This is a genomic window from Streptomyces sp. NPDC001604 (genome assembly GCF_042893475.1).
Lineage (GTDB): Bacteria > Actinomycetota > Actinomycetes > Streptomycetales > Streptomycetaceae > Streptomyces.
This window is the reverse complement of sequence record NZ_JBIAUY010000009.1, coordinates 86260-105859: the sequence shown is the minus strand read 5'-3', so window position 1 is coordinate 105859 and position 19600 is coordinate 86260. Positions and strand designations below refer to the sequence as shown.

20 protein-coding genes are annotated in these 19600 nt (G+C 72.4%); 9 read left to right on the top strand and 11 right to left on the bottom strand.

The window, feature by feature from the left end:
- Positions 1-101 precede the first annotated feature (101 nt).
- Positions 102-1796: a SulP family inorganic anion transporter gene (locus tag ACFY1E_RS24670; RefSeq protein WP_389079513.1), complete on the top strand. Its 1695-nt coding sequence runs from the start codon at positions 102-104 to the stop codon at positions 1794-1796.
- 5 nt (positions 1797-1801) lie between these two features.
- On the opposite strand, the gene ACFY1E_RS24665 is transcribed toward ACFY1E_RS24670, so the two are convergent.
- Positions 1802-2026: a hypothetical protein gene (locus ACFY1E_RS24665; protein ID WP_389079510.1), complete on the bottom strand. Its 225-nt coding sequence runs from the start codon at positions 2024-2026 to the stop codon at positions 1802-1804.
- A 209-nt stretch (positions 2027-2235) separates the two neighbouring features.
- Here ACFY1E_RS24665 and ACFY1E_RS24660 point away from each other — a divergent pair, with 209 nt between their 5' ends.
- Positions 2236-2700, top strand: coding sequence for a cyclic nucleotide-binding domain-containing protein (locus tag ACFY1E_RS24660; RefSeq protein WP_351464024.1), 465 nt, complete (start codon positions 2236-2238; stop codon positions 2698-2700).
- 23 nt (positions 2701-2723) lie between these two features.
- Positions 2724-3392, top strand: coding sequence for a CBS domain-containing protein (locus ACFY1E_RS24655; protein ID WP_389079506.1), 669 nt, complete (start codon positions 2724-2726; stop codon positions 3390-3392).
- 44 nt (positions 3393-3436) lie between these two features.
- Here ACFY1E_RS24655 and ACFY1E_RS24650 read toward each other — a convergent pair whose 3' ends face one another.
- Positions 3437-4024: a hypothetical protein gene (locus ACFY1E_RS24650; protein ID WP_389079504.1), complete on the bottom strand. Its 588-nt coding sequence runs from the start codon at positions 4022-4024 to the stop codon at positions 3437-3439.
- A gap of 228 nt (positions 4025-4252) precedes the next feature.
- Here ACFY1E_RS24650 and ACFY1E_RS24645 point away from each other — a divergent pair, with 228 nt between their 5' ends.
- The gene (locus ACFY1E_RS24645) at positions 4253-4954 is read left to right on the top strand and encodes a response regulator (protein ID WP_389079502.1); all 702 of its coding nucleotides are present in this window, start codon (positions 4253-4255) and stop codon (positions 4952-4954) included.
- Here the strand turns inward: ACFY1E_RS24645 and ACFY1E_RS24640 are convergent.
- The 9 genes from ACFY1E_RS24640 to ACFY1E_RS24600 form a co-directional block, all read right to left on the bottom strand.
- Positions 4839-5744, bottom strand: a complete 906-nt coding sequence (locus ACFY1E_RS24640) for a universal stress protein (protein ID WP_389079500.1) — start codon at positions 5742-5744, stop codon at positions 4839-4841. The two genes, ACFY1E_RS24645 and ACFY1E_RS24640, sit on opposite strands and share 116 nt — an antisense overlap.
- 124 nt (positions 5745-5868) lie before the next feature.
- On the bottom strand, positions 5869-6858 hold the full coding sequence (locus ACFY1E_RS24635; RefSeq protein ID WP_389079497.1) for an Acg family FMN-binding oxidoreductase: 990 nt from the start codon (positions 6856-6858) through the stop codon (positions 5869-5871).
- 36 nt (positions 6859-6894) lie between these two features.
- Positions 6895-7140 (bottom strand): SHOCT domain-containing protein, encoded by a 246-nt coding sequence (locus ACFY1E_RS24630; protein ID WP_389079495.1) that lies wholly within the window; start codon positions 7138-7140, stop codon positions 6895-6897.
- Between the two features lie 148 nt (positions 7141-7288).
- Entirely contained in the window at positions 7289-9658 is a 2370-nt protein-coding gene (locus ACFY1E_RS24625) for a glycoside hydrolase family 65 protein (protein WP_389079492.1), read from the bottom strand.
- Positions 9655-10380, bottom strand: a complete 726-nt coding sequence (locus ACFY1E_RS24620) for an HAD family hydrolase (protein WP_389079812.1) — start codon at positions 10378-10380, stop codon at positions 9655-9657. The genes ACFY1E_RS24625 and ACFY1E_RS24620 overlap by 4 nt, the downstream gene beginning before the upstream one ends.
- A 170-nt stretch (positions 10381-10550) precedes the next feature.
- Positions 10551-11426 (bottom strand): universal stress protein, encoded by an 876-nt coding sequence (locus tag ACFY1E_RS24615; RefSeq protein ID WP_389079490.1) that lies wholly within the window; start codon positions 11424-11426, stop codon positions 10551-10553.
- Positions 11427-11884: 458 nt separating this feature from the next.
- Positions 11885-12439 carry a hydrogenase maturation protease gene (locus ACFY1E_RS24610; RefSeq protein ID WP_389079487.1) on the bottom strand — a complete coding sequence of 185 codons (555 nt, stop codon included), beginning with the start codon at positions 12437-12439 and terminating at the stop codon, positions 11885-11887.
- Between the two features lie 177 nt (positions 12440-12616).
- The gene (locus tag ACFY1E_RS24605) at positions 12617-13039 is read right to left on the bottom strand and encodes an Hsp20/alpha crystallin family protein (protein WP_389079485.1); all 423 of its coding nucleotides are present in this window, start codon (positions 13037-13039) and stop codon (positions 12617-12619) included.
- A gap of 146 nt (positions 13040-13185) precedes the next feature.
- Positions 13186-13908, bottom strand: a complete 723-nt coding sequence (locus ACFY1E_RS24600; protein ID WP_389079482.1) for a CBS domain-containing protein — start codon at positions 13906-13908, stop codon at positions 13186-13188.
- 285 nt (positions 13909-14193) lie between these two features.
- Here ACFY1E_RS24600 and ACFY1E_RS24595 point away from each other — a divergent pair, with 285 nt between their 5' ends.
- Genes ACFY1E_RS24595 through ACFY1E_RS24575 form a run of 5 tightly spaced genes read left to right on the top strand, consistent with a single transcriptional unit; the run spans position 14194 to position 19559 of the window.
- On the top strand, positions 14194-15084 hold the full coding sequence (locus ACFY1E_RS24595) for a universal stress protein (RefSeq protein WP_389079480.1): 891 nt from the start codon (positions 14194-14196) through the stop codon (positions 15082-15084).
- Between the two features lie 42 nt (positions 15085-15126).
- Positions 15127-15705, top strand: coding sequence for a 2-oxoacid:acceptor oxidoreductase family protein (locus ACFY1E_RS24590; protein ID WP_389079477.1), 579 nt, complete (start codon positions 15127-15129; stop codon positions 15703-15705).
- Positions 15689-16930, top strand: a complete 1242-nt coding sequence (porA, locus tag ACFY1E_RS24585; RefSeq protein WP_389079474.1) for a pyruvate ferredoxin oxidoreductase — start codon at positions 15689-15691, stop codon at positions 16928-16930. The genes ACFY1E_RS24590 and porA overlap by 17 nt, the downstream gene beginning before the upstream one ends.
- Positions 16927-17937 carry a thiamine pyrophosphate-dependent enzyme gene (locus tag ACFY1E_RS24580; RefSeq protein WP_389079472.1) on the top strand — a complete coding sequence of 337 codons (1011 nt, stop codon included), beginning with the start codon at positions 16927-16929 and terminating at the stop codon, positions 17935-17937. The genes porA and ACFY1E_RS24580 overlap by 4 nt, the downstream gene beginning before the upstream one ends.
- Positions 17934-19559, top strand: coding sequence for an NAD(P)-binding protein (locus ACFY1E_RS24575; protein WP_389079469.1), 1626 nt, complete (start codon positions 17934-17936; stop codon positions 19557-19559). The genes ACFY1E_RS24580 and ACFY1E_RS24575 overlap by 4 nt, the downstream gene beginning before the upstream one ends.
- The last annotated feature ends 41 nt before the right edge of the window (positions 19560-19600 follow it).

Below are 19600 nucleotides of genomic sequence, written 5' to 3'. Positions count from 1 at the left end.
CGCTGGTCCTGAGCAGGGGCCGACCGGCCCCATCGCCCAGAGAGAGCTGTGGCGGGGCGCGCGGCCGTTGGATGCTGGGGCCGGACGGTGAAAGGCGGGCCATGGTGCGAAGATCCGCAGGGCGGTTGCTGCCGGGGCTCGCCATGCTGCTCAGTTACCGGCGGGCGTGGCTGCGCGGCGACCTGCTGGCCGGGGTGACAGTGGCCGCCTATCTCGTGCCGCAGGTGATGGCGTACGCAAGCGTGGCCGGACTGCCGCCGGTCACGGGGCTCTGGGCGATCCTGCCCTCGTTCGCGCTGTACGCCCTGCTGGGCACGTCACGGCTGCTGTCGGTGGGCCCCGAGACGACGGCCGCTTTGATGACGGCCACCGTGGTGGCTCCCCTCGCGGGTTCCGACCCGGATCGCTACGCCACGCTGGCCACCGCGCTCGCGGCCACGGTCGGTCTGCTCTGCATGGCCGCGCGGCTGCTGCGCCTGGGTTTCGTCGCCGACCTGCTCTCCCGGCCCGTCCTGATCGGCTATCTGGCGGGCGTGGCCCTGATCATGGTCGTGGACCAGTTGACCAAGCTGACCGGCGTACCGACGACGGGTTCGACGTTCTTTCCCCAGCTGTGGTCCTTCCTGCGGCACCTGGGGCAGGCCCACCCGGCCACGCTGGTGTTCTCCGCCGTGACGCTCGCGCTCCTCTTCGCGGTCCGGCGATGGCTCCCCCTGGCACCCGGACCGCTCCTGGTCCTGGGGCTGGGCACCGCGTCCGTGGCCGCCTTCGACCTGGACGGCCGGCACGGCATCAAGGTGATCGGCGCGGTCCCGGCGGGCCTGCCCGACTTCGCGCTGCCGGACCTGACGGAAGTGCCGCACCTGGTGCTGCCCGCCCTCGGCGTCCTCCTGGTCGCCTACACCGACTTCATCCTCACCGCCCGCGGCTTCACCGCTCCTGACGACGACGGCTCGGAGCTGGACGCCAACCAGGAGTTTCTCGCCCTCGGCGCGGCCAACCTCGGGGCCGCCTGTCTGCACGGCTTCCCGGTGAGCAGCAGCGCCAGCCGCACCGCGCTCGCCTCCTCGACCGGGGCGCGGAGCCAGGCCTACTCGCTGGTGGCGGGGGTAGTGGTGATCGCCGTCCTGCTTTTCCTCAGCCCGCTGCTGACCCATACGCCGTCGGCCGTGCTGGGCGCGATCGTGGTGTACGCCGCCGTCCGCATGATCGACGTCGCGGGCTTTCGCCGGCTGGCCTCCTTCCGGCGGCGCGAACTGCTGCTGGCACTCGGCTGCCTGGCCGGGGTGCTGACCCTCGACATCCTCTACGGCGTGATCGTCGCCGTCGGGCTGTCCGTCGCGGAGCTGCTCAGCCGGGTGGCGCGTCCGCACGACGCCGTCGAGGGACTGGTGCCCGGCGTGGCCGGCATGCACGACGTGGACGACTACCCGCAAGCACGCACCATCCCGGGCCTGCTCGTCTACCGCTACGACTCCCCGCTCTTCTTCGCCAACGCACAGGACTTCCACCGCCGGGCGCTGGCCGCGGTGGACGAACAGACCACCCCGGTCCGCTGGTTCGTGCTCAACACCGAGGCGAACGTGGAGGTGGACATCACCGCCCTCGACGCGGTCGACGAGGTGCGCCGCGAACTCACCCGCCGCGGCATCGTGTTCGCCCTCGCGCGGGTCAAGCAGGATCTGCTGGACGACCTGGAGGCGTACGGGCTGGCCGAAGCAGTCGGCAGGGAAATGATCTTTCCCACGCTGCCGACCGCGGTGGCGGCGTATCGGACGTGGTGCCGCGAGGAGTAGGCCGGTCAGTTCTTCACGGGCGTCCGCACGACGGGCCGGCGCGTCACAGTCCCGGTCGTCCCGGTCGTTGCGGACGTCCCTGTGTCCGACGGCCGCCGTGCGGCACGGCGCTGCTGTGCCCGCAGGACCAGCGCATCGAGTGCCGCGCTGAGCACGAAGGTGACGGCCATCGCGATCACCAGGAGAACGGCGGACTGTCGCCAGAATTCCGGAGTCAGGCTCGTACCCATGGTGTTCCCCCTTTCCGCTCTGTCGTTCTGCACTGTCGGGTGGCTCTCTCACCACCATCGAACTGCGGCCGGGCGGGCGGCACAGCGTGCCACTGGGGTGGGGCGCACCGCCGGTCGGCCCGATCGTGGGGCCGGGTGGCCCCTGGTCCGGACCGGGCCGTGCGCCCACGCTGGGAGTGGTAGCCCGTACGCCTGAGTGGAGGCACGCCATGAACGCTCCCGTCACCACGAGCATGCCGCGGGCGCTGCCTGCCGAGCACCGGCAGCGGCTGATGCGGATCGCCCGGGAGGTGTCGTTCCCCGAGGGCACCCGGCTCTTCGAGGAGGGCGGTCACGCCGACCGGTTCTGGATCATCCGTACCGGCACGATCGATCTCGACATGCGCGTGCCCGGCCGCCGGGCCGCCGTCATCGAGTCGATCGGGCACAACGAACTGGTCGGCTGGTCCTGGCTGTTCGCCCCGTACATCTGGCACCTCGGCGCCGAGGCGGCCTCGCCGCTGCGGGCGTACGAGTTCGACGCCACGACCGTACGGACGATCTGCCAGGAGGATCCCGCGTTCGGACGGACCATCGCCCGCTGGGTGGGCGAGGTCGTGGCCCACCGGCTGCAGGCTGCCCGGGTGCGGCTGCTGGACCTCTATGCCCCGTACGGCAGCGGGACGCTCCGCTGAACCCGAGCGATCAAGGAGGCGTCGTGCACGCATTCCCGCACATCGTGAGTGACGTGATGACCCGCACCGTCGCCGCAGTCGGCCGCGAGGCCGCCTTCAAGGACATCGTGCGGACCATGCAGGACCGGAAGGTCAGTGCGGTACCCGTGGTGGACGGCGGGAACCGGGTCGTGGGGGTCGTGTCCGAGGCCGATCTGCTGCCCAAGGAGGAGTTCCGCGACAGCGACCCCGACCGCTACACACAGCTGCGGCGGCTGTCCGACCTCGCGAAGGCCGGCTCGGTCACCGCCGCCGAGTTGATGACCTCACCCGCCCTCACCGTCCGGCCGGACGCCACGCTCGCGCAGGCCGCGCGGGAGATGGCCAGGGCCCGGGTCAAGCGTCTGCCGGTGGTCGACGACGGCGGGCGCCTTGAGGGCATCGTCAGCCGGGCGGACCTGCTCAAGGTGTTCCTGCGGGACGACGAGGAGATCGCCGAGGAGGTGCGGCGGGAGATCGTCTCGTATCTGTTCACCACACCGCTCTCGCAGGTACGGGTCGAGGTCCGCGACGGGGTCGTGACCCTCGGCGGGCGGGTCCGCGACACCTCGCTCGTGCCGGTGGCCGCACGCCTGGTGCGGGCGGTCGAGGGGGTCGTGGACGTGGAGTTCGCACTCGACGGACACGTCGGACACGATCGGCCGGCGATCTGATCCGGTCTGATCGGCGCCACCGTCCCGGTCGTCGGCCGGTGGGCTCAGCCTGTCCTGTGCCCCCATTCCCGTCCGACCCGCTCCCATTCGGCTCCCCACTGCTCGGTGGCCCGCCGCTGCACGCGCAACCGCACCAGCCGCCCGCCGCCGAGAACCGTCAGTCCCGTCGCCAGCCCGATTCCGGTGCCGGCCAGCACCACACGTGTCGCCGCCTCACCGGAATTCACGGGCGCGGACACCAGGCGGCCGTGTGCGTCCGTCCAGGCCTGGACCTCACTGCCCGGCTTTGCCCCGGGCTTCACGTCCACCGTGCCCGTACGGACCTTTCCCTTCCCGTCGCTCCAGCGCACCGTCGCCAGGACCCGGTCGTAGCGCACACCGGTCACGATGTCCCGCCCGCTTCCGGGCACGGTTTTCACGACCACCGCCGACACGGGCCGACGGCCCGCCCGGTCCTCGTTCACCACGCGCTGCGCGGCCTGCGCCCCGACCATCCCGGCGGCAACCGCTCCGGCCGTCGCGGCCGTCCAGGCGGTCAGCACGATCCACGCCTCCACCACATCGCTGCGCCGCCGCAGCGGGTTGCGCCGCCAGCGCCACCCCAGCACCTTCGCGCGTCTGACCTTTCGCATCGGTCACACCCCCTTACGGGTGCAATGAGGACGCACACACCTAAAAGGTCTCACCACTTCGCCGTCGGCGGGAGGGGCAGCAGGCCCTTCGTACGGCGCAGCGGACCGGGTGGCGTGGCGGCGAGTGGGGCCGGTCGGCCCTAGTGCGTCCGCTCCCCACGCGTGATGATCGTTGTGACGTGCGGTCCGCCGCCGGTACGTCATACATCCGGGGAACGAGGGGTCGACATGACCGAGGCACGTACCTTCACGGCGCAGGACCCGATCCGCGTCTTCCTGCTCGACGACCACGAGGTCGTCCGACGCGGGCTGGCCGACCTGCTGGACGCCGAACCCGACATCAGCGTCGTCGGCGATGCCGAGAACGTCGAGCACGCCCTCGTCCGCGCACCCGCCGTGCGCCCCCACGTCGCCGTCCTGGACGTCCGGCTGCCTGACGGAGACGGCATCTCCGTCTGCCGTGAGCTGCGCAGCCGTATGCCCGAGCTCGCCGTGCTGATGCTCACCTCGTTCGACGACGAGGACGCCCTCCTCGACGCCATCATGGCCGGTGCCTCCGGCTATGTCCTCAAGCAGATCAAGGGCTCCGACCTGATCTCGGCGGTCCGCACGGTCGCCTCCGGCCAGCCCATGCTGGACCCGGCCACCACCGCCCGGCTCATGCGCTCCCTGCGCACCGAACCCGCCGAAACGCCCTCGGTGGCACCGGAGTTGGCGGGTCTGTCGCCGCGTGAGCGGGAGATCCTCGCGCTGATCGGGGACGGGCTCACCAACCGTGAGATCGGCAAGCAGCTCTATCTGTCGGAGAAGACCGTCAAGAACCACATCTCCCGGCTGCTGGCCAAGCTCGGTGTGCAACGCCGCGTCCAGGCCGCGGTCCTCGCCACACACCTGGAGCAGCCGGAGACGGCCGACCGGCCCACGCACTGATCACGCCTTCCCGGACGGCACCAGAGCGACGGGGCAGTGTGCGTGCCGCTGGATCGCCCGCCCGTCGGGGCCGGACGGGCGGCCGCACTGCCGTTGCGTCGTCGTACGCCGACCACGACGAGCTGCGCGCCGATGCTCGCCTCGGCCAGGGACCGGTGAGGGCGGCTCCGGACCGGGCGGATGCGCACGGCGACGTCCGGATACTGCTCGCACAGCCCCGACAGGGTGCGTACGGCTGCCGTCCGGTGCAGGACCACCAGGTCCGCACCGCGCTCCGAGGCCTCCGCTGGCGAACTCGGCGGCTTCGCGGTTGCCCTGGTGGCTCGTCCTGCGCCAGGACGACCGGCCCGGTCCGGCTCTGCCTGCCGCACACCACCAGCACCGGGCAGCCCGCACGGGCCGTCAGACGGCCGGCGACCGAGCCGTGCAGGCGGCCGCGCATGCCGCGCGCGTGACCGCTCCCCACCACGGTGAGCGAGGCGGCGCGCGAGGCGGAGCCGAGCACCGTCGCCGGCTCGCCGACGAGGACTTCACGCGTGATCGCCAGGTCGGGCGCCAGCCGGCGGGCCCGCCCCTCGGCATCGGCCAGTGCCTCGTTCACCCGGTCCCGCAGCCCGCCGCCGTCCGGATCCCAGGGCGCCACACCGGCCGGCACCAGTTCCTCGGACCAGGTCAGGGCGTGCGCCGGCTCAAGACCAACTCCGCGCCGGTCGGCCTCCCATGCCGCGGCCTCCACGGCCGCCAGACCCGACGGCGAACCGTCCGCTCCCACCACGACCGGACCGTTCATGGTGCCCCTCCCTCGTCTGCGGTTTTCGCGGTTTCTCAGCCTTCGCCCGCCTGGCTTTGGCCGCACTGGGCCGACGGGCCCCGGCGGCGCACCGACCGGCCCTCTCGGGGGTCCGACCGGGACCTCAGCCGATCTCCAGTACCTCCTGCACGGGGCGTCGCGGTGTCCCCGTCCCCGCGGGCCCGTAGCCGAGGCGCAGCACCATGTGCACGAAGCCCATGGCCGAGCGTGGATCGCGGGCCAGCTCCCGCAGGTCCGACTGCTCCAGCGCGTGGGAGGTGAGGGAGGTGGCCAGGCCGTCGAGCGTGGCCAGCAGGAGGACTCGTTCGAGCGCCTGTCCCGCGCGCAGCCAGTCGTCGGGGTGGTCGTTGTGGGTGCCCAGCAGTGCGAGGTGCGGCGTGGTCTCGAAGACGGCCGCCGGACGGCCGGACACGGCGCGACGGCCGGCGAAGTCACGGACCGGAGCGCGGCCGCCCTGCTTGCGCGGCCCGAAGGCCGCCTCGGGAATGCCGTCCACGGCCGTGTCGGCGCTGTCCGCCCCGATGCGGGTCCACCGCTGCACGTCCTCGAGACGCTCGGGGTGCATGCTGTCGCGTCCCTCGACGTCGCGGACGTGCTCCAGCAGTGACTCCACGTGCCAGGCGTCGGGGAAGGCCAGTTGGGCACCCTCCCTGAGGGCGGCGTCGCGCAGGGCGTCCCGGACCGCGGCCGGGATCGGCTTGTCCTGGAACGGATGGCGGCTGGTGTGCCGGCGGGCGATCGCCGGGAACAGCGTCGCCAGGTCACGGTCGGGCCGGCCGCTGTCGTTGAGATGCACGAGGGCGAGCAGCTCCCGGTCGGCGGGATCGGGCAGCAGATGCACATCGACGTGCAGGCCGCTGTCGGCCGCGGCGACACGGAGGTTGAACAGTGCCGCGCCGCAGCCGATGTGCAAGCCGCGGTTGTCCGGGTCGGTGTGCGGCATGGCGCGCTCGAAGTCGGCCCGCAGTTCGACCGTGCCGACCCTCGTGTGATGGCGGAATCGCCACGGCTGCGCGTTGTGCAGGGAGGGCGCGGCCGTGGCGGCGGCCACCAGGGCCGTGATGTTCGTCGTGTCGAGTGGTTGTGCCGGCATGGGGCGCACCTCCCCCGGACGGGCGGGGCGGTTCTGTCAGTGTTTGGCGAGGGTGGGGCCGTCCCCGCGCAGCACGGCCAGGCTTCGGCGGTACTGCTCCTCGTCGATCTCACCCCGGGCGAAGCGCTCGGCGAGCAGCTGCTCGGCCGAGGCGGCGGGAGGGGTGCGCGGGGCCTCCAGGGGCCGGTTCAGGGTGCGGTAGAGCAGCACGGCCACGGTGATGAGCAGGGCCCACAGCAGGACCGTGCCGATCGACATCGTGAACCAGCCCCATCCGTTCATGTCGTGACCGTTCCAGTACATCGCGGACCGCTTCCTGTGTCTCGGACTGCTTCTCACGGCCACCCTCACACCCCGCACGACCAGCGGGTATGGGCCGCCCGGTGTCGACCCGGGACCATCCGGCCCAAGCCCGGGGCCCCGCTCGCCCTCACTCCCCGAGCAGCAGCCGGCCCGTCTCCCCCGGCTGCAGGCAGACCGCCCGGTCCGGCAGCCGTACGTCGATGGGTGTGCCGTCGGACGACGGCACCGCGATCTCCAGCAGCCCGCGCTCCAGCCTCAGCCGTACGCCCCAGTGCTCGTGGTAGCGCAGCGCGAACCCGTACGAGGACAGCTCGGGCAGCGGCACCGGATCGAGCCACAGGGCGCCGCCCCGCGTCTCCAGGCCGGTCAGTCCGCGCTGGACGAGGTCGAGGGTGCCGGCCATGGCGCCCAGGTGGATCCCCTCACCGGTCGTGCCGCCCTGGACGTCGGCGACGTCGCCGCGGAGGGCTTCCAGGCAGAACTTCCACGCCTCCGCCCGCCGGGCCCGGGCCAGGACCCAGCCGTGGACCAGCCCGCTGAGCGTGGAGCCGTGGCTGGTGCGCTGCAGGTAGTGGTCGACGGTGCGCCGCCACATGTCCTCGTCGAGCCGCAGCCCCAGCCGGCGGAACAGGCCCTGCAGTTCGGCCGGTGCGAAGACATAACCGAGCATCAGGACGTCGGCCTGCTTGGAGGCCCGGTAGCGGTTGACGGTGTCGCCCTCCGCCTCCAGGATCCGGTCGAGGCGCCGGATGTCGCCATAGCGCTCGCGGTAGCCGTCCCAGTCGAGTTCGGCGAGGTCGCCGTAGCCCTCGAACTGGCTGATGACACCGTCGTGGAAGGGCACGTGAAGGGTGCGGGAGACGTCCTCCCACTGTTCGAGTTCGCCACCGTCGAGCCCGGTGCGTTCGACGAGTTCGCGCCGCCGTGGCTCGGGCAGTGACTGGATCAGTTCGAGCGTGCGCGAGAGCACCCAGGCAGCCGTGACGTTCGTGTAGGCGTTGTCGTCGAGGCCGGGCTGCGAGGCGCCGGGGTAGGCGTCGTGGTACTCGTCGGGGCCGACCACGCCCTTGATGCGGTGGCGTCCGAGCCGCTCGTCGTAGACGGCCGAGTCGGCCCAGAAGCGGGCGATGTGCAGCAGCATCTCGGCGCCCTTGGTGTCGCGGAACTCGGTGTCTCCGCTGGCCTCGCAGTACTGCCACACGTTGTATGCGATGGCCGAGCCGACGTGGTGCTGGAGCCGGGAGTGGTCCGGCAGCCAGCGTCCCGAGCGGGGGTTGAGGTGCAGCTGCTGGGTCTCCTCGCGTCCGTCGCTCCCGCTCTGCCAGGGGTACAGCGCGCCCCGTCGGCCCGCCGACCGTGCGGCGGCGCAGGCCTGTTCGAGGCGGCGGTGGCGGTAGCGGAGCAGGGCGCGGGAGACCTCGGGGAAGTGCAGGTTGAGGTAGGGCAGGACGAACAGTTCGTCCCAGAAGACGTGTCCGCGGTAGGCCTCGCCGTGCAGTCCGCGGGCGGGTACGCCGACGTCGAGATCGGCGGTGTGCGGGGAGAGCGTCTGCAGGACGTGGAAGAGGTGCAGCCGCAGGATGCGGCCCGCCTCCCCGTCGACGTCGAGGTCGGCGCGCCGCCAGAGCTGGTCCCAGGCCGTGAGGTGGGACTCGAGAAGCTCGTCGAAGCCGGGCGCCCGGGTCACCCGGTCGACGGCGGCGAAGAGCGGGTCGCTGATCGCCGGGTCGCGTGAGGTGTGCAGGGCGACCGTCTTGTCGACTACGGCGGTGCGCCCCGCGGCCAGGTCCAGGGTCAACCGCTGGACGGCGCGCGGAACTTGGTGGCTGATCGTGACGGGCGTGTCGGCGGTCAGACGGGCCGCCATGCCGATGCGGATGTCCGACGTGCGGGTACGGCAGCGCAACCACACCGTGTCGGGGGCGGCGGTTCCGGTGTGCACATGGGTGAGGTGGCGGCCGTCGAGGTCCCGGTAGCGGGGCACGCCGCTGTTGGTGACGCCGCCGTCGAGGGCCGCCTCGAGGTCGAGCGGGCCGGCCCATCCTTTGGCGGTGAACTCGGTGCGCAGCGCGGCCAGATGGGCGTCGGCCATGTGCACCACCCGCTGCTGCCGTACCGTGAGCACCCGGTCCTCGCCGAGGCCGTACTGCGTCCGCCGCTCCAGCAGCCCCGAGGACAGGTGCAGGATCTCGCGGTGGTCGAGGACGGTCGCGGTGTCGGGCGTGAGCCACCGCCCGCCGGGGAGGCGGAAGCGCATCGGCAGCCAGTTCGGCAGGTTGACCATGTCCTCGTTCTCGACCTGGCGGCCCGCCACGTCGGAGGTGAGCCGGTTGTAGCAGCCCGCCACATAGGTGCCCGGGTAGTGCACCTCGTCCGCGGCGCACTCGGGCAGCGCTCCCCGGGTGGCGAAGTAGCCGTTGCCCAGCGTGCACAGCGCCTCCCTCAGGCGTTCGTCGGCCGGCTCGTAGCCCTCGTACTCCCAGGTCCAGTCCGTCACTTCGGGTCTCCTCGTACGACCAGTTCGGCGAGGTCGGACACGACGATGTCGGCGCCGTGGTGCAGCAGCCGCTGACCGGTGTCCGGGACGTCCGTGCGGTCCACGCCGATCACCAGGGCGAATCCGCCCCGGCGGCCCGCCTCCACGCCTGCCAGGGCGTCCTCCACGACGGCGGTGCGTGCTGCGGGGACGCCGAGCCGGCGGGCCGCTTCGAGGAAGAGGTCCGGGCGTGGTTTGCCGGGCAGCCCCAGCCGGGCCGCCTCGCCGCCGTCCACGAGCACGTCGAAGAGATCGAGTACCCCGGCCCGGTCGAGCAGCTCACCGGCGTGGCGGGACGCGGAGGCCGCGGCCCGGGGTATCCCGGCGCGGCGGAGGGCATGCACCAGCCGTACCGTTCCCGGGTACGCGTCGACGCCGTGGGCGCGCAACCGCTCGGTGAACAGGCGCTCCTTGTCCGCGGCGACGGCCCGCACGGTCTCCTCCGACGGATCGAGGCCGCGTGCCCGGAGGAAGGCCGCGGCGCCGTCGAGCCGGGACTTGCCGTCCACGTGGCGCAGGTAGTCGTCGCGCACGTCGAAAGGGCGGCGGAGCCCCGGATCCCGGGGCGGGTGGGCGCGCAGGTAGGCGTCGAAGGCCGTCTTCCAGGCGGCGGCGTGCACCCGGGCCGAGTCGGTGATGACGCCGTCGGTGTCGAAGACGACGGCGCGCACGTCCCGCAGCACCGGGGCGAGGCGCTCCGCGGGTGGTGCCGACGTGCGGCTCCGCCGCGGGGCGTCGTGCCGTCGCTCGTCCGCGGCGCCGTCGTGGCTGCTCGCGCCGTACCCCGCGCTCCTCTGGGGCGCTGACGAAGCGGCGCGGACTTCGTCGAGGCCACTCAGGGGTCGGTGCACGGTCACACCTGCTGGGGCACGACCGCCACCGGGCAGTCGGCGTGGTGCAGCAACGTGTGGGCCACCCGGCCGAGTTGGAGGCCGCCGTGGCCGGTGCGGCGCCGTGCCCCGACGATCACGAGGTCCGCGGCGGCCGAGCGGCGCAGCAGCACCTTGCGGGCCGGTCCCTCGACCGTGACGCGGTGCACCAGGACCTTCGGGTGGTCGGCGATCGCGTCGGCGAGCAAGGCGTCGAGCAGTGCGGCCGCCTGTTCCTCGTGGCGGTGCGCGGGGTCCTCCGCCAGCCGCGGGTGGTCGGCGCTCTCGTGTGCGGGGCAGCGCCAGGTGCGCACGACGTCGAGGGTGCATCCGCGCGCCTCGGCCTCGCGGAAGGCGAACCGCACGGCCTCGCCGCCCGTCGCCGGCTCCCCGGCGCCGAGCAGGATCCGCTCATGGGTGCCCGCGAGGCCGGCCTTGTCGCCGCGGACGACGACCACCGGACCGTGGGCACGGGCGGCCACGGCCAGTCCGACCGAGCCGAGCAGCAGGCCCGCCAGCTCGCCGCGCCCGCGCGAGCCGGTCACCAGCACGGAGGCGTTGTTGCCTTCACGCAGGAGCGCTGCGACCGCCTCCTCGGGGAGCACCTCGGTGGTGACCTTCACGTCGGGGTTGCGCCGCCCGGCGCGCTCCGCGGCGGAGGCGACGACGTGTTCCGCCATCACCTGCTCGGACGGACGTTCAAGACTGTTGGACGGCACGGCGCCCTCGTAGCGCTCCCACAGCGAGGCGTACACCAGGCGCAACGGCAGGCCGTGCCGGGCCGCTTCGTCCACGGCCCAGTCGACCGCGGCGAGGCTCCCGTCGGATCCGTCGACGCCCACGACCAGGGGCAGCTCCATCTTCCCCACCGCCTTTCGTCGGTCTGTGCGGTAGCTCAGCGCAGAGCTCCACTCCCACCGTGGCACCGGCGGCCCGGCCTCAGCAGGGGTGGTTCGGCCCCCGCCCGGGGCCACTCGGCCCAGGCCCGTTGGTGTCTCTCATCCTTCGTGCCCGGGGCAACCTCGGGCACATCCCGTTGCGGATGCAGATCCGTGCCGCAGACGGTGACGGCATCGACGCGCGATCGCATCGGTGGCCTCATCCCGGCCCGGGTCTGTGATCTCTTCCCAAGCCGCCTGTCCCGGGAGGTGGAACACGTAGCCCTTCATGTCCGGCTCACCCTCTCTTGTGCCCCTCCGAGCCCGTGATTGAGGGCCGAGTGGCCCTGGCATGTCCGGTGTCACCGTGTTCTGCTGGAGGTGACGGGAAGGACCCGGCAAGGGCGCGGAGAAGCGGCCGGCGGCCGCGCACCGCGCAATCAGGATCCGCGAGAAGCGGATGGGGCCCTTCCCGTCCTTCCTGGCCGGGCCCGGTCCGCCAAGTCCTGGGCGATCGCGGCCCGATGACGGGTGATCTCCGCCTCGACGCAGACGGCGAGGTGCCCGACGGTTGCTGCGACGGGTTCGGAAAGTCCCTGGCCGAGTGAGGTGTCCGCTCCGTCCACGGCATACGCCACCAGGTGGCCGGGCAGCCGCCCGAGCGCCCTTCCCACGTTGACGGCTTCGCCCAGGCCATGCGGGCGCATCGTGCCGGCCCGCCACAGCGCCGCGGTGTCCAGTTCGAGGCGGTAGATGCGGCCGGGGTGGCTCGGGCGGGCGCGGGCCGCCTCCAGCACGACGGCCAGCTCCGTGTTCTCCCACAGCCGGATCAGCCGTGCCGGGTCGGGATCGCATGCGGCGAGCAGGGTGCCCGGGGGCAGCGGCCTTTCGATCGCCCGCTCCCGCAGCCGGGAGAGCACCGCTCGGGGCACACCGTCGTCGTGCCGGTCCGGGTCGCCGATGGCGATGATCGCGATACGGGTGGAGACGGTCATGGTTCCTCTCCCTCCACTGCATGTGTCTCCAGCCTTGCCGGAGCCCGGCGTCCCGGTCGCTGGGCCGAAGGACCTCGGAAACGGTCCGCCCGGCCCCCGCTGTCCGGCCCTGGCAGACGTGTGCGCGGCCGCAGTACCGGCCGCGCACCGCGGCTGCGGGCGAGCGCCCACCCGCACTCAGCCCAGCCGCACCGGGATGGTCTTCGTGCCCGTCTTGATCTCGGGCACCGGGATCGTGACGGCCAGGACGCCGTCCTTGTACTCGGCCGTGGCCTCGTCGCCCCTGGCCCCGGCCGGCAACCGGACGGAGCGGGCGAAGGTGCCGTAGCGGAACTCCGTGCGGTGCTTCTGTGTCGTCTCCTCACTGCGCTCGGCCCGCAGGGTCAGAACGCCTTCCGCGACGGTGATCTCGACATCCTTGGCGGGGTCGATGCCCGGGAGCTCCGCCCGCAGCACGTACGTCTCGTCCGCCAGGTGTTCTTCGATGCGGATGCCGTGCAGTCCGGGGACCGTGTGCGCCCCGGGGAAACCGGTCTCGACCCAGCCGAACAGGTCGGGCAGGGTCGGCCAGCCCGGCAGCCGTTCGATCATGCCGGTCATGTCCCCTCCTCGTCTTCCGTCTTCTTTGCCACTTCGAGCGTCCCGCGCCGGGGCGCGACGCGCGTGGGCCGACCGGACCCGTACCGGGCCCGGTCGGCCCCTGGCGCCCCAACGTCCCCCCGGCGCCTGCCGGTTGGGGCGCCGCCTCAAGGCGCGCCGCCGACTCCCGAGGGCGGCGCGGTCGGCTCGGTGTCCGGCAGGTCCGGGTCGAGGTCCGGGCGCCGGCGCGGTCCCAGCAGCGCACAGTCCACGTCCACGACGCCCTCGACGGCCCGCACCAGCCGTGCGGCGATGGGCACCAGCGCGGTGTCGCCGGTACGTCCGGTGAGCTTCACGACGCCTTCGCGCACCTCGACCCGGATCGATTCCGCCTCGTCGGGGAACAGGTGGTCGACGACGTCGCGCCGCACCTCCCCGGCGATGTCCTGGTCGCTGCGCAGGAAGACCTTCAGCAGGTCGGCCCTGCTGACGATGCCCCGCAGCATGTCTTCGTCGTCGACCACCGGCAGCCGCTTCACCTTGTGGAGCGCCATGATCCGGGCGGCCTGTGCGAGCGAGGCGTGTGCCTGGACGGTGACGGCCGGCGCGCTCATCAGCTCCTCGGCGGTCACGGCACCGGCCTTGACCAGGTCGGCCAGCCGCCGCAGTTGGGTGTAGCGGTCCGGATCGCCGTCGCGGAACTCCTCCTTGGGCAGCAGATCGGCCTCGGAGACGACACCGACCACCCGGCCCTCGCCCTCCACCACCGGCATGGCGCTGACCTTCCACTGCTGCATGGTCTTCACGATCTCCTTGAACGTCGCTCCGCGGCCGAGGGCTACGACGGTGCGGGTCATCACATCGCTGACGATGTGCGGAGTGCCGTGCATGGCGTCCTCCCTTGTGCTCGCGGCGCGCGACATGCTCGTGTCGCACGACACCTTCAGCGTCGGGCACCCGCCCGTCGTCGACATGGGCCAAGTGGCCCCGTACCGGGTTCCGGTGGGCTCTCTTTGTGCTGCGGGCCCGCCCGCCCGAGCAGCGCAGCCAAGGGCCGTTCGGCCCGTTCCGCAGGCCACGCAGCCCCTGCCCGGGCGGACGGCTTCCCGGAGACGCTGGGAGTGCAGAAGGGCCGCCCGGAGCCGGGCGGCCGTCGATCCGGGGAGGTGGAGGCCGTGCTTCGCCCCGTTGTCGTAGGCCTTGATGGGTCACGTGAGAGCCTCGCCGCCGCTGAGTGGGCGGCCGGGGAGGCATTGCGGCGCGGCCTGCCGCTGCGGCTGGTGCACGCGTGGGAGGGACTGGAGTCCGACACGTCGCCGTTGCCCGAGCTGGAGGCGCCACGCTATTGGGCACGGCGGATCCTGCGCGGAGCCATGGACCAGCTCAACGAACGTCACCCGCAGGTGTATCTCAGTGCCGAGCAGATCGCCCGTCCCGCGGCGGACGCGCTCGTGGAGGCGGGCGCCGAGGCCGAGCTGCTGGTCCTGGGCAGCCGGGCGTTCAGCGGATTCGGCGGTTTCATGGCAGGTTCGGTGGCGCTCGCGACGGTGGCCCGCGTGGCACGGCCCGTGGTGCTCGTACGGGCCGACCGGACCGCAGAGGACGACCACCTGACGGACGAGGAGGGCCGACCGTCGCTGCGCACGCCGTACCGCGACGTCGTGGCCGGCGTGGACATCGCACATCCGTGCGAGGAGCTGCTCGCGTTCGCCTTCGAGAGCGCGGCCCTGCGTTCCGCACAGCTGCAGGTGCTGCACACCTGGCACGTGTCGTACGCCCCGCCCGCCGCGGCGGCCACGATGAGTGCCGCTGCTCAGCAGGCCGCCGAAACCGCACTGGACGCCGCGCTCCAGCCGTGGCGGGAGAAGTACCCGACGGTGAAGGTCCGGACGCTCGTGGAGAACGGCCGCCCGGCCCAGCAGCTGCTGCACGCCACACAGGACGCCGGGCTGCTCGTCGTCGGCCGCAGGAACCGTCCGGCCAGGCTGGGCGCGCACACCGGGCCGGTCGCGCACGCGGTGATGCACCACGTGCGCTGCCCGGTCGTGATCGTCCCGCACGACTGACTCGCCCGAAGACACGAGGACCCGGGCGGAAGGGAAGGTGCCGTGTTCCAGGTTCGCATCCACGGCCGTGGCGGCCAGGGAGCCGTCACGGCCGCCGAGCTGTTGTCGGTGGCGGCGTTCATGGAGGACCGTCACGCGCAGGCGTTCCCGAGCTTCGGATCGGAGCGGACGGGGGCGCCGGTCGTGGCGTTCTGCCGGATCGACGACCGGCCGATCCGGGTGCGCGAGCCCGTCATGCGGCCCGATGCGCTGGTGGTCCAGGACCCCACGCTGCTGCACCAGGTGAACGTCTTCGAAGGGCTGCGACCCGGCGGCGCGGTGCTGATCAACTCGCCGCGGTCCGTGGACGAGTTGGGCCTCGGCGAGCTTGCCGGTCATGCCCTCACCGTCCCGGCCACCGCGCTCGCCGTGCGCCACTTCGGCCGGCCGGTGCCGAACGCCGTCCTGCTCGGCGGACTCGCCGCGCTCACCGGCTGTGTGAGGATCGAGTCGCTCGGCGCCGCCGTCCGCGAGCGTTTCCCCGGGGAGCTGGGCGAGGCCAACGCCGCCGCCGCCCGGGAAGCGTACGACCACGTCCAAAAGGCCCAGCGGGAGGAGCGGGCGCATGCTCAAGCAGACTGAGGGGTCGCGTGCGGTCGCCGAAACCGTCGCCTGCTGCCGGCCCGAAGTGATCGCCGCGTATCCGATCTCGCCGCAGACGCACATCGTCGAGGAACTCAGCCGCCTGGTGAAGTCCGGTGCGCTGGAGCCGTGCGAGTACGTCAACGTCGAGTCGGAGTTCGCCGCGATGTCGATGTGCATCGGGGCCTCGGCCGCGGGTGCCCGTACGTATACGGCGACCGCGAGCCAGGGCCTGCTGTACATGGTGGAGGCGCTCTACAACGCCTCCGGGCTCGGTCTGCCGATCGTGATGACGGTCGCCAACCGGGCCATAGGCGCGCCCATCAACATCTGGAACGACCACAGTGACACCATGTCGCAGCGCGACTCCGGCTGGATCCAGCTGTACGCGCGCGACAACCAGGAGGCCGCCGACCTGCATCCGCAGGCGTTCCGGCTGGCCGAGGAGCTGTCGCTGCCGGTGATGGTGTGCATGGACGGCTTCGTGCTCACCCACGCCTGGGAGCGCATCGAGGTGCCGGAGCAGGCGCAGGTCGACGCGTTCCTGCCGCCGTACGAGCCGCGCCAGGTCCTGGACCCGGACGAGCCGGTGTCGATCGGTGCGATGGTCGGCCCGGACGCCTTCACCGAGGTGCGCTATCTGGCGCACGCCAAGCAGATGCAGGCGCTGGAGGCGATCCCCCGGGTGGCCGACGAGTTCCGGCAGGTCTTCGGGCGCGCCAGCGGCGGCCTGGTCCATCCGTACCGCTGCGAGGACGCCGACACGATCGTCGTGGCTCTGGGCTCGGTGTTCGGAACGGTGTGCGACGTGGTCGACGAGATGCGTGGGCGCGGGGTGCGGATCGGGGCGCTGGCCATCACGTCGTTCCGGCCCTTCCCGCTCAACGCGGTGCGGACCGTGCTCGGCAGGGCACGCCAAGTGCTCGTGCTGGAGCGGGCGTTGGCGGTCGGCGTCGGCGGGATCGTGTCCGCGAACGTGCGTACCGCGCTGTCCGGGATCCTGCTCGACGGGCACACGGTGGTCGCCGGGCTCGGCGGGCGCGCGATCACCAAGGAGTCGCTGCACCGGCTCTTCGACGACGCGATCGCGGGGCGGCTCGGAGAGCTCACTTTCCTGGACCTCGACACAGAGCTGGTGGAGCGGGAGTTGGCGCGGATGGCTGAGACCAGGCGGTCCGGTCCGTCCGCGGAGAACATCCTGCGTGATGTGGGGAGCAACCGATGAGTGCCGCGCCGCAGGTCAAGTTCTACCAGGTGGGCAGCTTCGCGGCCGGGAACCGGCTGCTGGGGCCCGAGCTGCAGTCCGACCAGGCCGATCCGGGCCGCGCCAACGCGCTGACCTGCGGCCACCGCGCCTGCCAGGGCTGCGGCGAGGCGCTCGGCGCCCGCTACATCCTGGACGCAGCCCAGCGGGCGGCCGGCGGCAAGGTGATCGCGGTGAACGCGACGGGCTGCCTGGAGGTGTTCTCGACGCCCTATCCGGAGACGTCGTGGCAACTGCCCTGGCTGCACTCGCTGTTCGGCAACGCGCCCGCGGTCGCCGCGGGCGTCGCCGCCGCACTGCGCGCCAAGGGCCGCACCGACATCCGCGTGGTCGGGCAGGGCGGCGACGGCGGCACGGTGGACATCGGCCTCGGCTGTCTGTCCGGCATGTTCGAGCGGGGCGACGACGTCCTGTACGTCTGTTACGACAACGAGGCGTACATGAACACCGGTGTGCAGCGCTCCGGGGCCACTCCCCCGACCGCGCGCACCGCCACCACCCAGGCGGTGGGAGAGGAGCCCGGCGCGCCCTTCGGACAGGGCAAGAACCTGCCGCTGATCGCGATGGCGCACGAGATCCCGTACGTGGCCACGGCCACCGTCGCGGGTCTGCGCGACCTGGAGGCCAAGGTGCACCGGGCGATGGGGATGCGCGGCGCCCGCTATCTGCATGTGCTGGTGCCCTGCCCGCTGGGCTGGGGCACGGCGTCCCACGACACGGTGCGCATCGCCCGGCTGGCCGAACAGACCGGGCTGTTCCCGGTGTTCGAGGCCCTCGACGGCGAGGTCACCGACGTCACACCGATCCGGCGCCGTCTGCCGGTGGAGGAGTACCTGCGCCCGCAGAAGCGCTACGCGCACCTCTTCCGGCCGGAGCTGCGCGCGGACGTCATCGCCCGCCTGCAGCGCACCGCCGACCGCAACATCGCCCGCTTCGGGCTGCTCGCCCATGAGGAGGCGGCGTCGTGAGGGACAAACCGTTCGCGATCACTCTGAACGTCGGCTCCAGCCTGGCGAACCACACAGGGGCCTGGCGCACCGAACGTCCCGTCTACGTCGACCGGATGCCGCCGTGCAACCAGGCCTGCCCGGCCGGGGAGAACATCCAGCAGTGGCTGTTCCACGCGGAGGGCGGAGACTACGAGTCCGCATGGCGGCAGCTGATGCGGGACAATCCGCTGCCCGCCGTCATGGGACGCGTCTGCTATCACCCGTGCGAGACCGCCTGCAACCGGGTCCAGGTCGACAACGCGGTCGGCATCAACTCGATCGAGCGGTTCCTGGGCGACGAGGCGATCAAGCGGGGCTGGTTCGTGCCCGTGCCGGAAACGACCTCGGGCAAGCGTGTCCTGGTCGTCGGCTCCGGGCCGGCCGGGCTGTCGGCCGCGTACCACCTGAGGCTGCTCGGACACGAGGTGACGATCCGCGAGGCGCAGGAGCAGCCCGGCGGGATGATGCGGTACGGCATCCCGCGCTACCGGCTGCCGCGCGAGGTGCTGGACGCCGAGATCGACCGGATCACGGCGCTGGGCGTCGGGCTGGAGCTGGGCACGAAGGTCGACGACGTGCTCGCCGCGCAGCGGGACGACGGCTTCGACGCCGTGTTCCTGGCGGTGGGCGCGGGCATCGGCAAGCGTGCCTACATCCCGGCCGGTGACAGCGCCCGCATCCTCGACGCGGTGACGCTGCTGGGCAGCATGGAGGGCGAGGACCGGCCGCTGCTGGGCCGCAGGGTCGCGGTCTACGGCGGCGGCAACACGGCCATGGACGCCGCCCGCACCGCCCGCAGGCTCGGCGCGACCGACGCCGTGGTCGTCTACCGGCGCACCCGGGACCGTATGCCCGCGCACGACATCGAGGTCGAGGAAGCGCTGGAGGAGGGCGTGCGGATGAAGTGGCTCTCCACCATCAAGCACGCCGACGAGGGGCGGCTGACCATCGAGCGGATGGCGCTCGACGAGACCGGATTCCCGCAGCCCACCGGCGAGTTCGAAGAGCTGGAGGCGGACAGCGTGGTGCTGGCGCTCGGCCAGGACTCGGACCTGTCCCTGCTGCGGGACGTACCGGAGCTGACCGTGGACCACGGCATGGTGCAGGTGACCGACGGGCTGATGACCGGGCACGAGGGCGTCTTCGCGGGCGGCGACATGGTGCCGGCCGAGCGCACGGTCACGGTGGCCGTGGGGCACGGCAAGAAGGCGGCCCGGCACATCGACGCGTTCCTGCGCGGCACGGCGTACGAGCCCGGCCCCAGGCACGGCCTCGCGTCGGCCGACCGGCTCAACACCTGGTACTACTCCGACGCCCCCGCCTCCGTACGGCCGACGCTCGAACTCGCCCGCCGTGTCTCGACGTTCGACGAGGTGGTGCAGGGGCTCGACGAGTCCACCGCCCTGTTCGAGGCCCGGCGCTGCATGTCCTGCGGCAACTGCTTCGAGTGCGACAACTGCTACGGCGTCTGCCCGGACAACGCGATCATCAAGCTGGGGCCGGGCAAGGGGTTCACCATCGACCTCGACTACTGCAAGGGGTGCGGGCTGTGCGCGGCCGAGTGCCCGTGCGGGGCGATCGACATGGTGCCGGAGGAGTGAGCCGGACCCGCCTGATCTGTCAGTCCCCGCCTGATCCCTCA

Coding starts and splice junctions, on each gene's coding strand:
- ACFY1E_RS24670 (WP_389079513.1), top strand. CDS start 102: ATGGTGCGAAGATCCGCAGGGCGGTTGCTGCCGGGGCTCGCCATGCTG.
- ACFY1E_RS24665 (WP_389079510.1), bottom strand. CDS start 2,026: ATGGGTACGAGCCTGACTCCGGAATTCTGGCGACAGTCCGCCGTTCTC.
- ACFY1E_RS24660 (WP_351464024.1), top strand. CDS start 2,236: ATGAACGCTCCCGTCACCACGAGCATGCCGCGGGCGCTGCCTGCCGAG.
- ACFY1E_RS24650 (WP_389079504.1), bottom strand. CDS start 4,024: ATGCGAAAGGTCAGACGCGCGAAGGTGCTGGGGTGGCGCTGGCGGCGC.
- ACFY1E_RS24645 (WP_389079502.1), top strand. CDS start 4,253: ATGACCGAGGCACGTACCTTCACGGCGCAGGACCCGATCCGCGTCTTC.
- ACFY1E_RS24640 (WP_389079500.1), bottom strand. CDS start 5,744: ATGAACGGTCCGGTCGTGGTGGGAGCGGACGGTTCGCCGTCGGGTCTG.
- ACFY1E_RS24635 (WP_389079497.1), bottom strand. CDS start 6,858: ATGCCGGCACAACCACTCGACACGACGAACATCACGGCCCTGGTGGCC.
- ACFY1E_RS24630 (WP_389079495.1), bottom strand. CDS start 7,140: ATGAACGGATGGGGCTGGTTCACGATGTCGATCGGCACGGTCCTGCTG.
- ACFY1E_RS24615 (WP_389079490.1), bottom strand. CDS start 11,426: ATGGAGCTGCCCCTGGTCGTGGGCGTCGACGGATCCGACGGGAGCCTC.
- ACFY1E_RS24610 (WP_389079487.1), bottom strand. CDS start 12,439: ATGACCGTCTCCACCCGTATCGCGATCATCGCCATCGGCGACCCGGAC.
- ACFY1E_RS24605 (WP_389079485.1), bottom strand. CDS start 13,039: ATGACCGGCATGATCGAACGGCTGCCGGGCTGGCCGACCCTGCCCGAC.
- ACFY1E_RS24600 (WP_389079482.1), bottom strand. CDS start 13,908: ATGCACGGCACTCCGCACATCGTCAGCGATGTGATGACCCGCACCGTC.
- porA (WP_389079474.1), top strand. CDS start 15,689: ATGCTCAAGCAGACTGAGGGGTCGCGTGCGGTCGCCGAAACCGTCGCC.
- ACFY1E_RS24580 (WP_389079472.1), top strand. CDS start 16,927: ATGAGTGCCGCGCCGCAGGTCAAGTTCTACCAGGTGGGCAGCTTCGCG.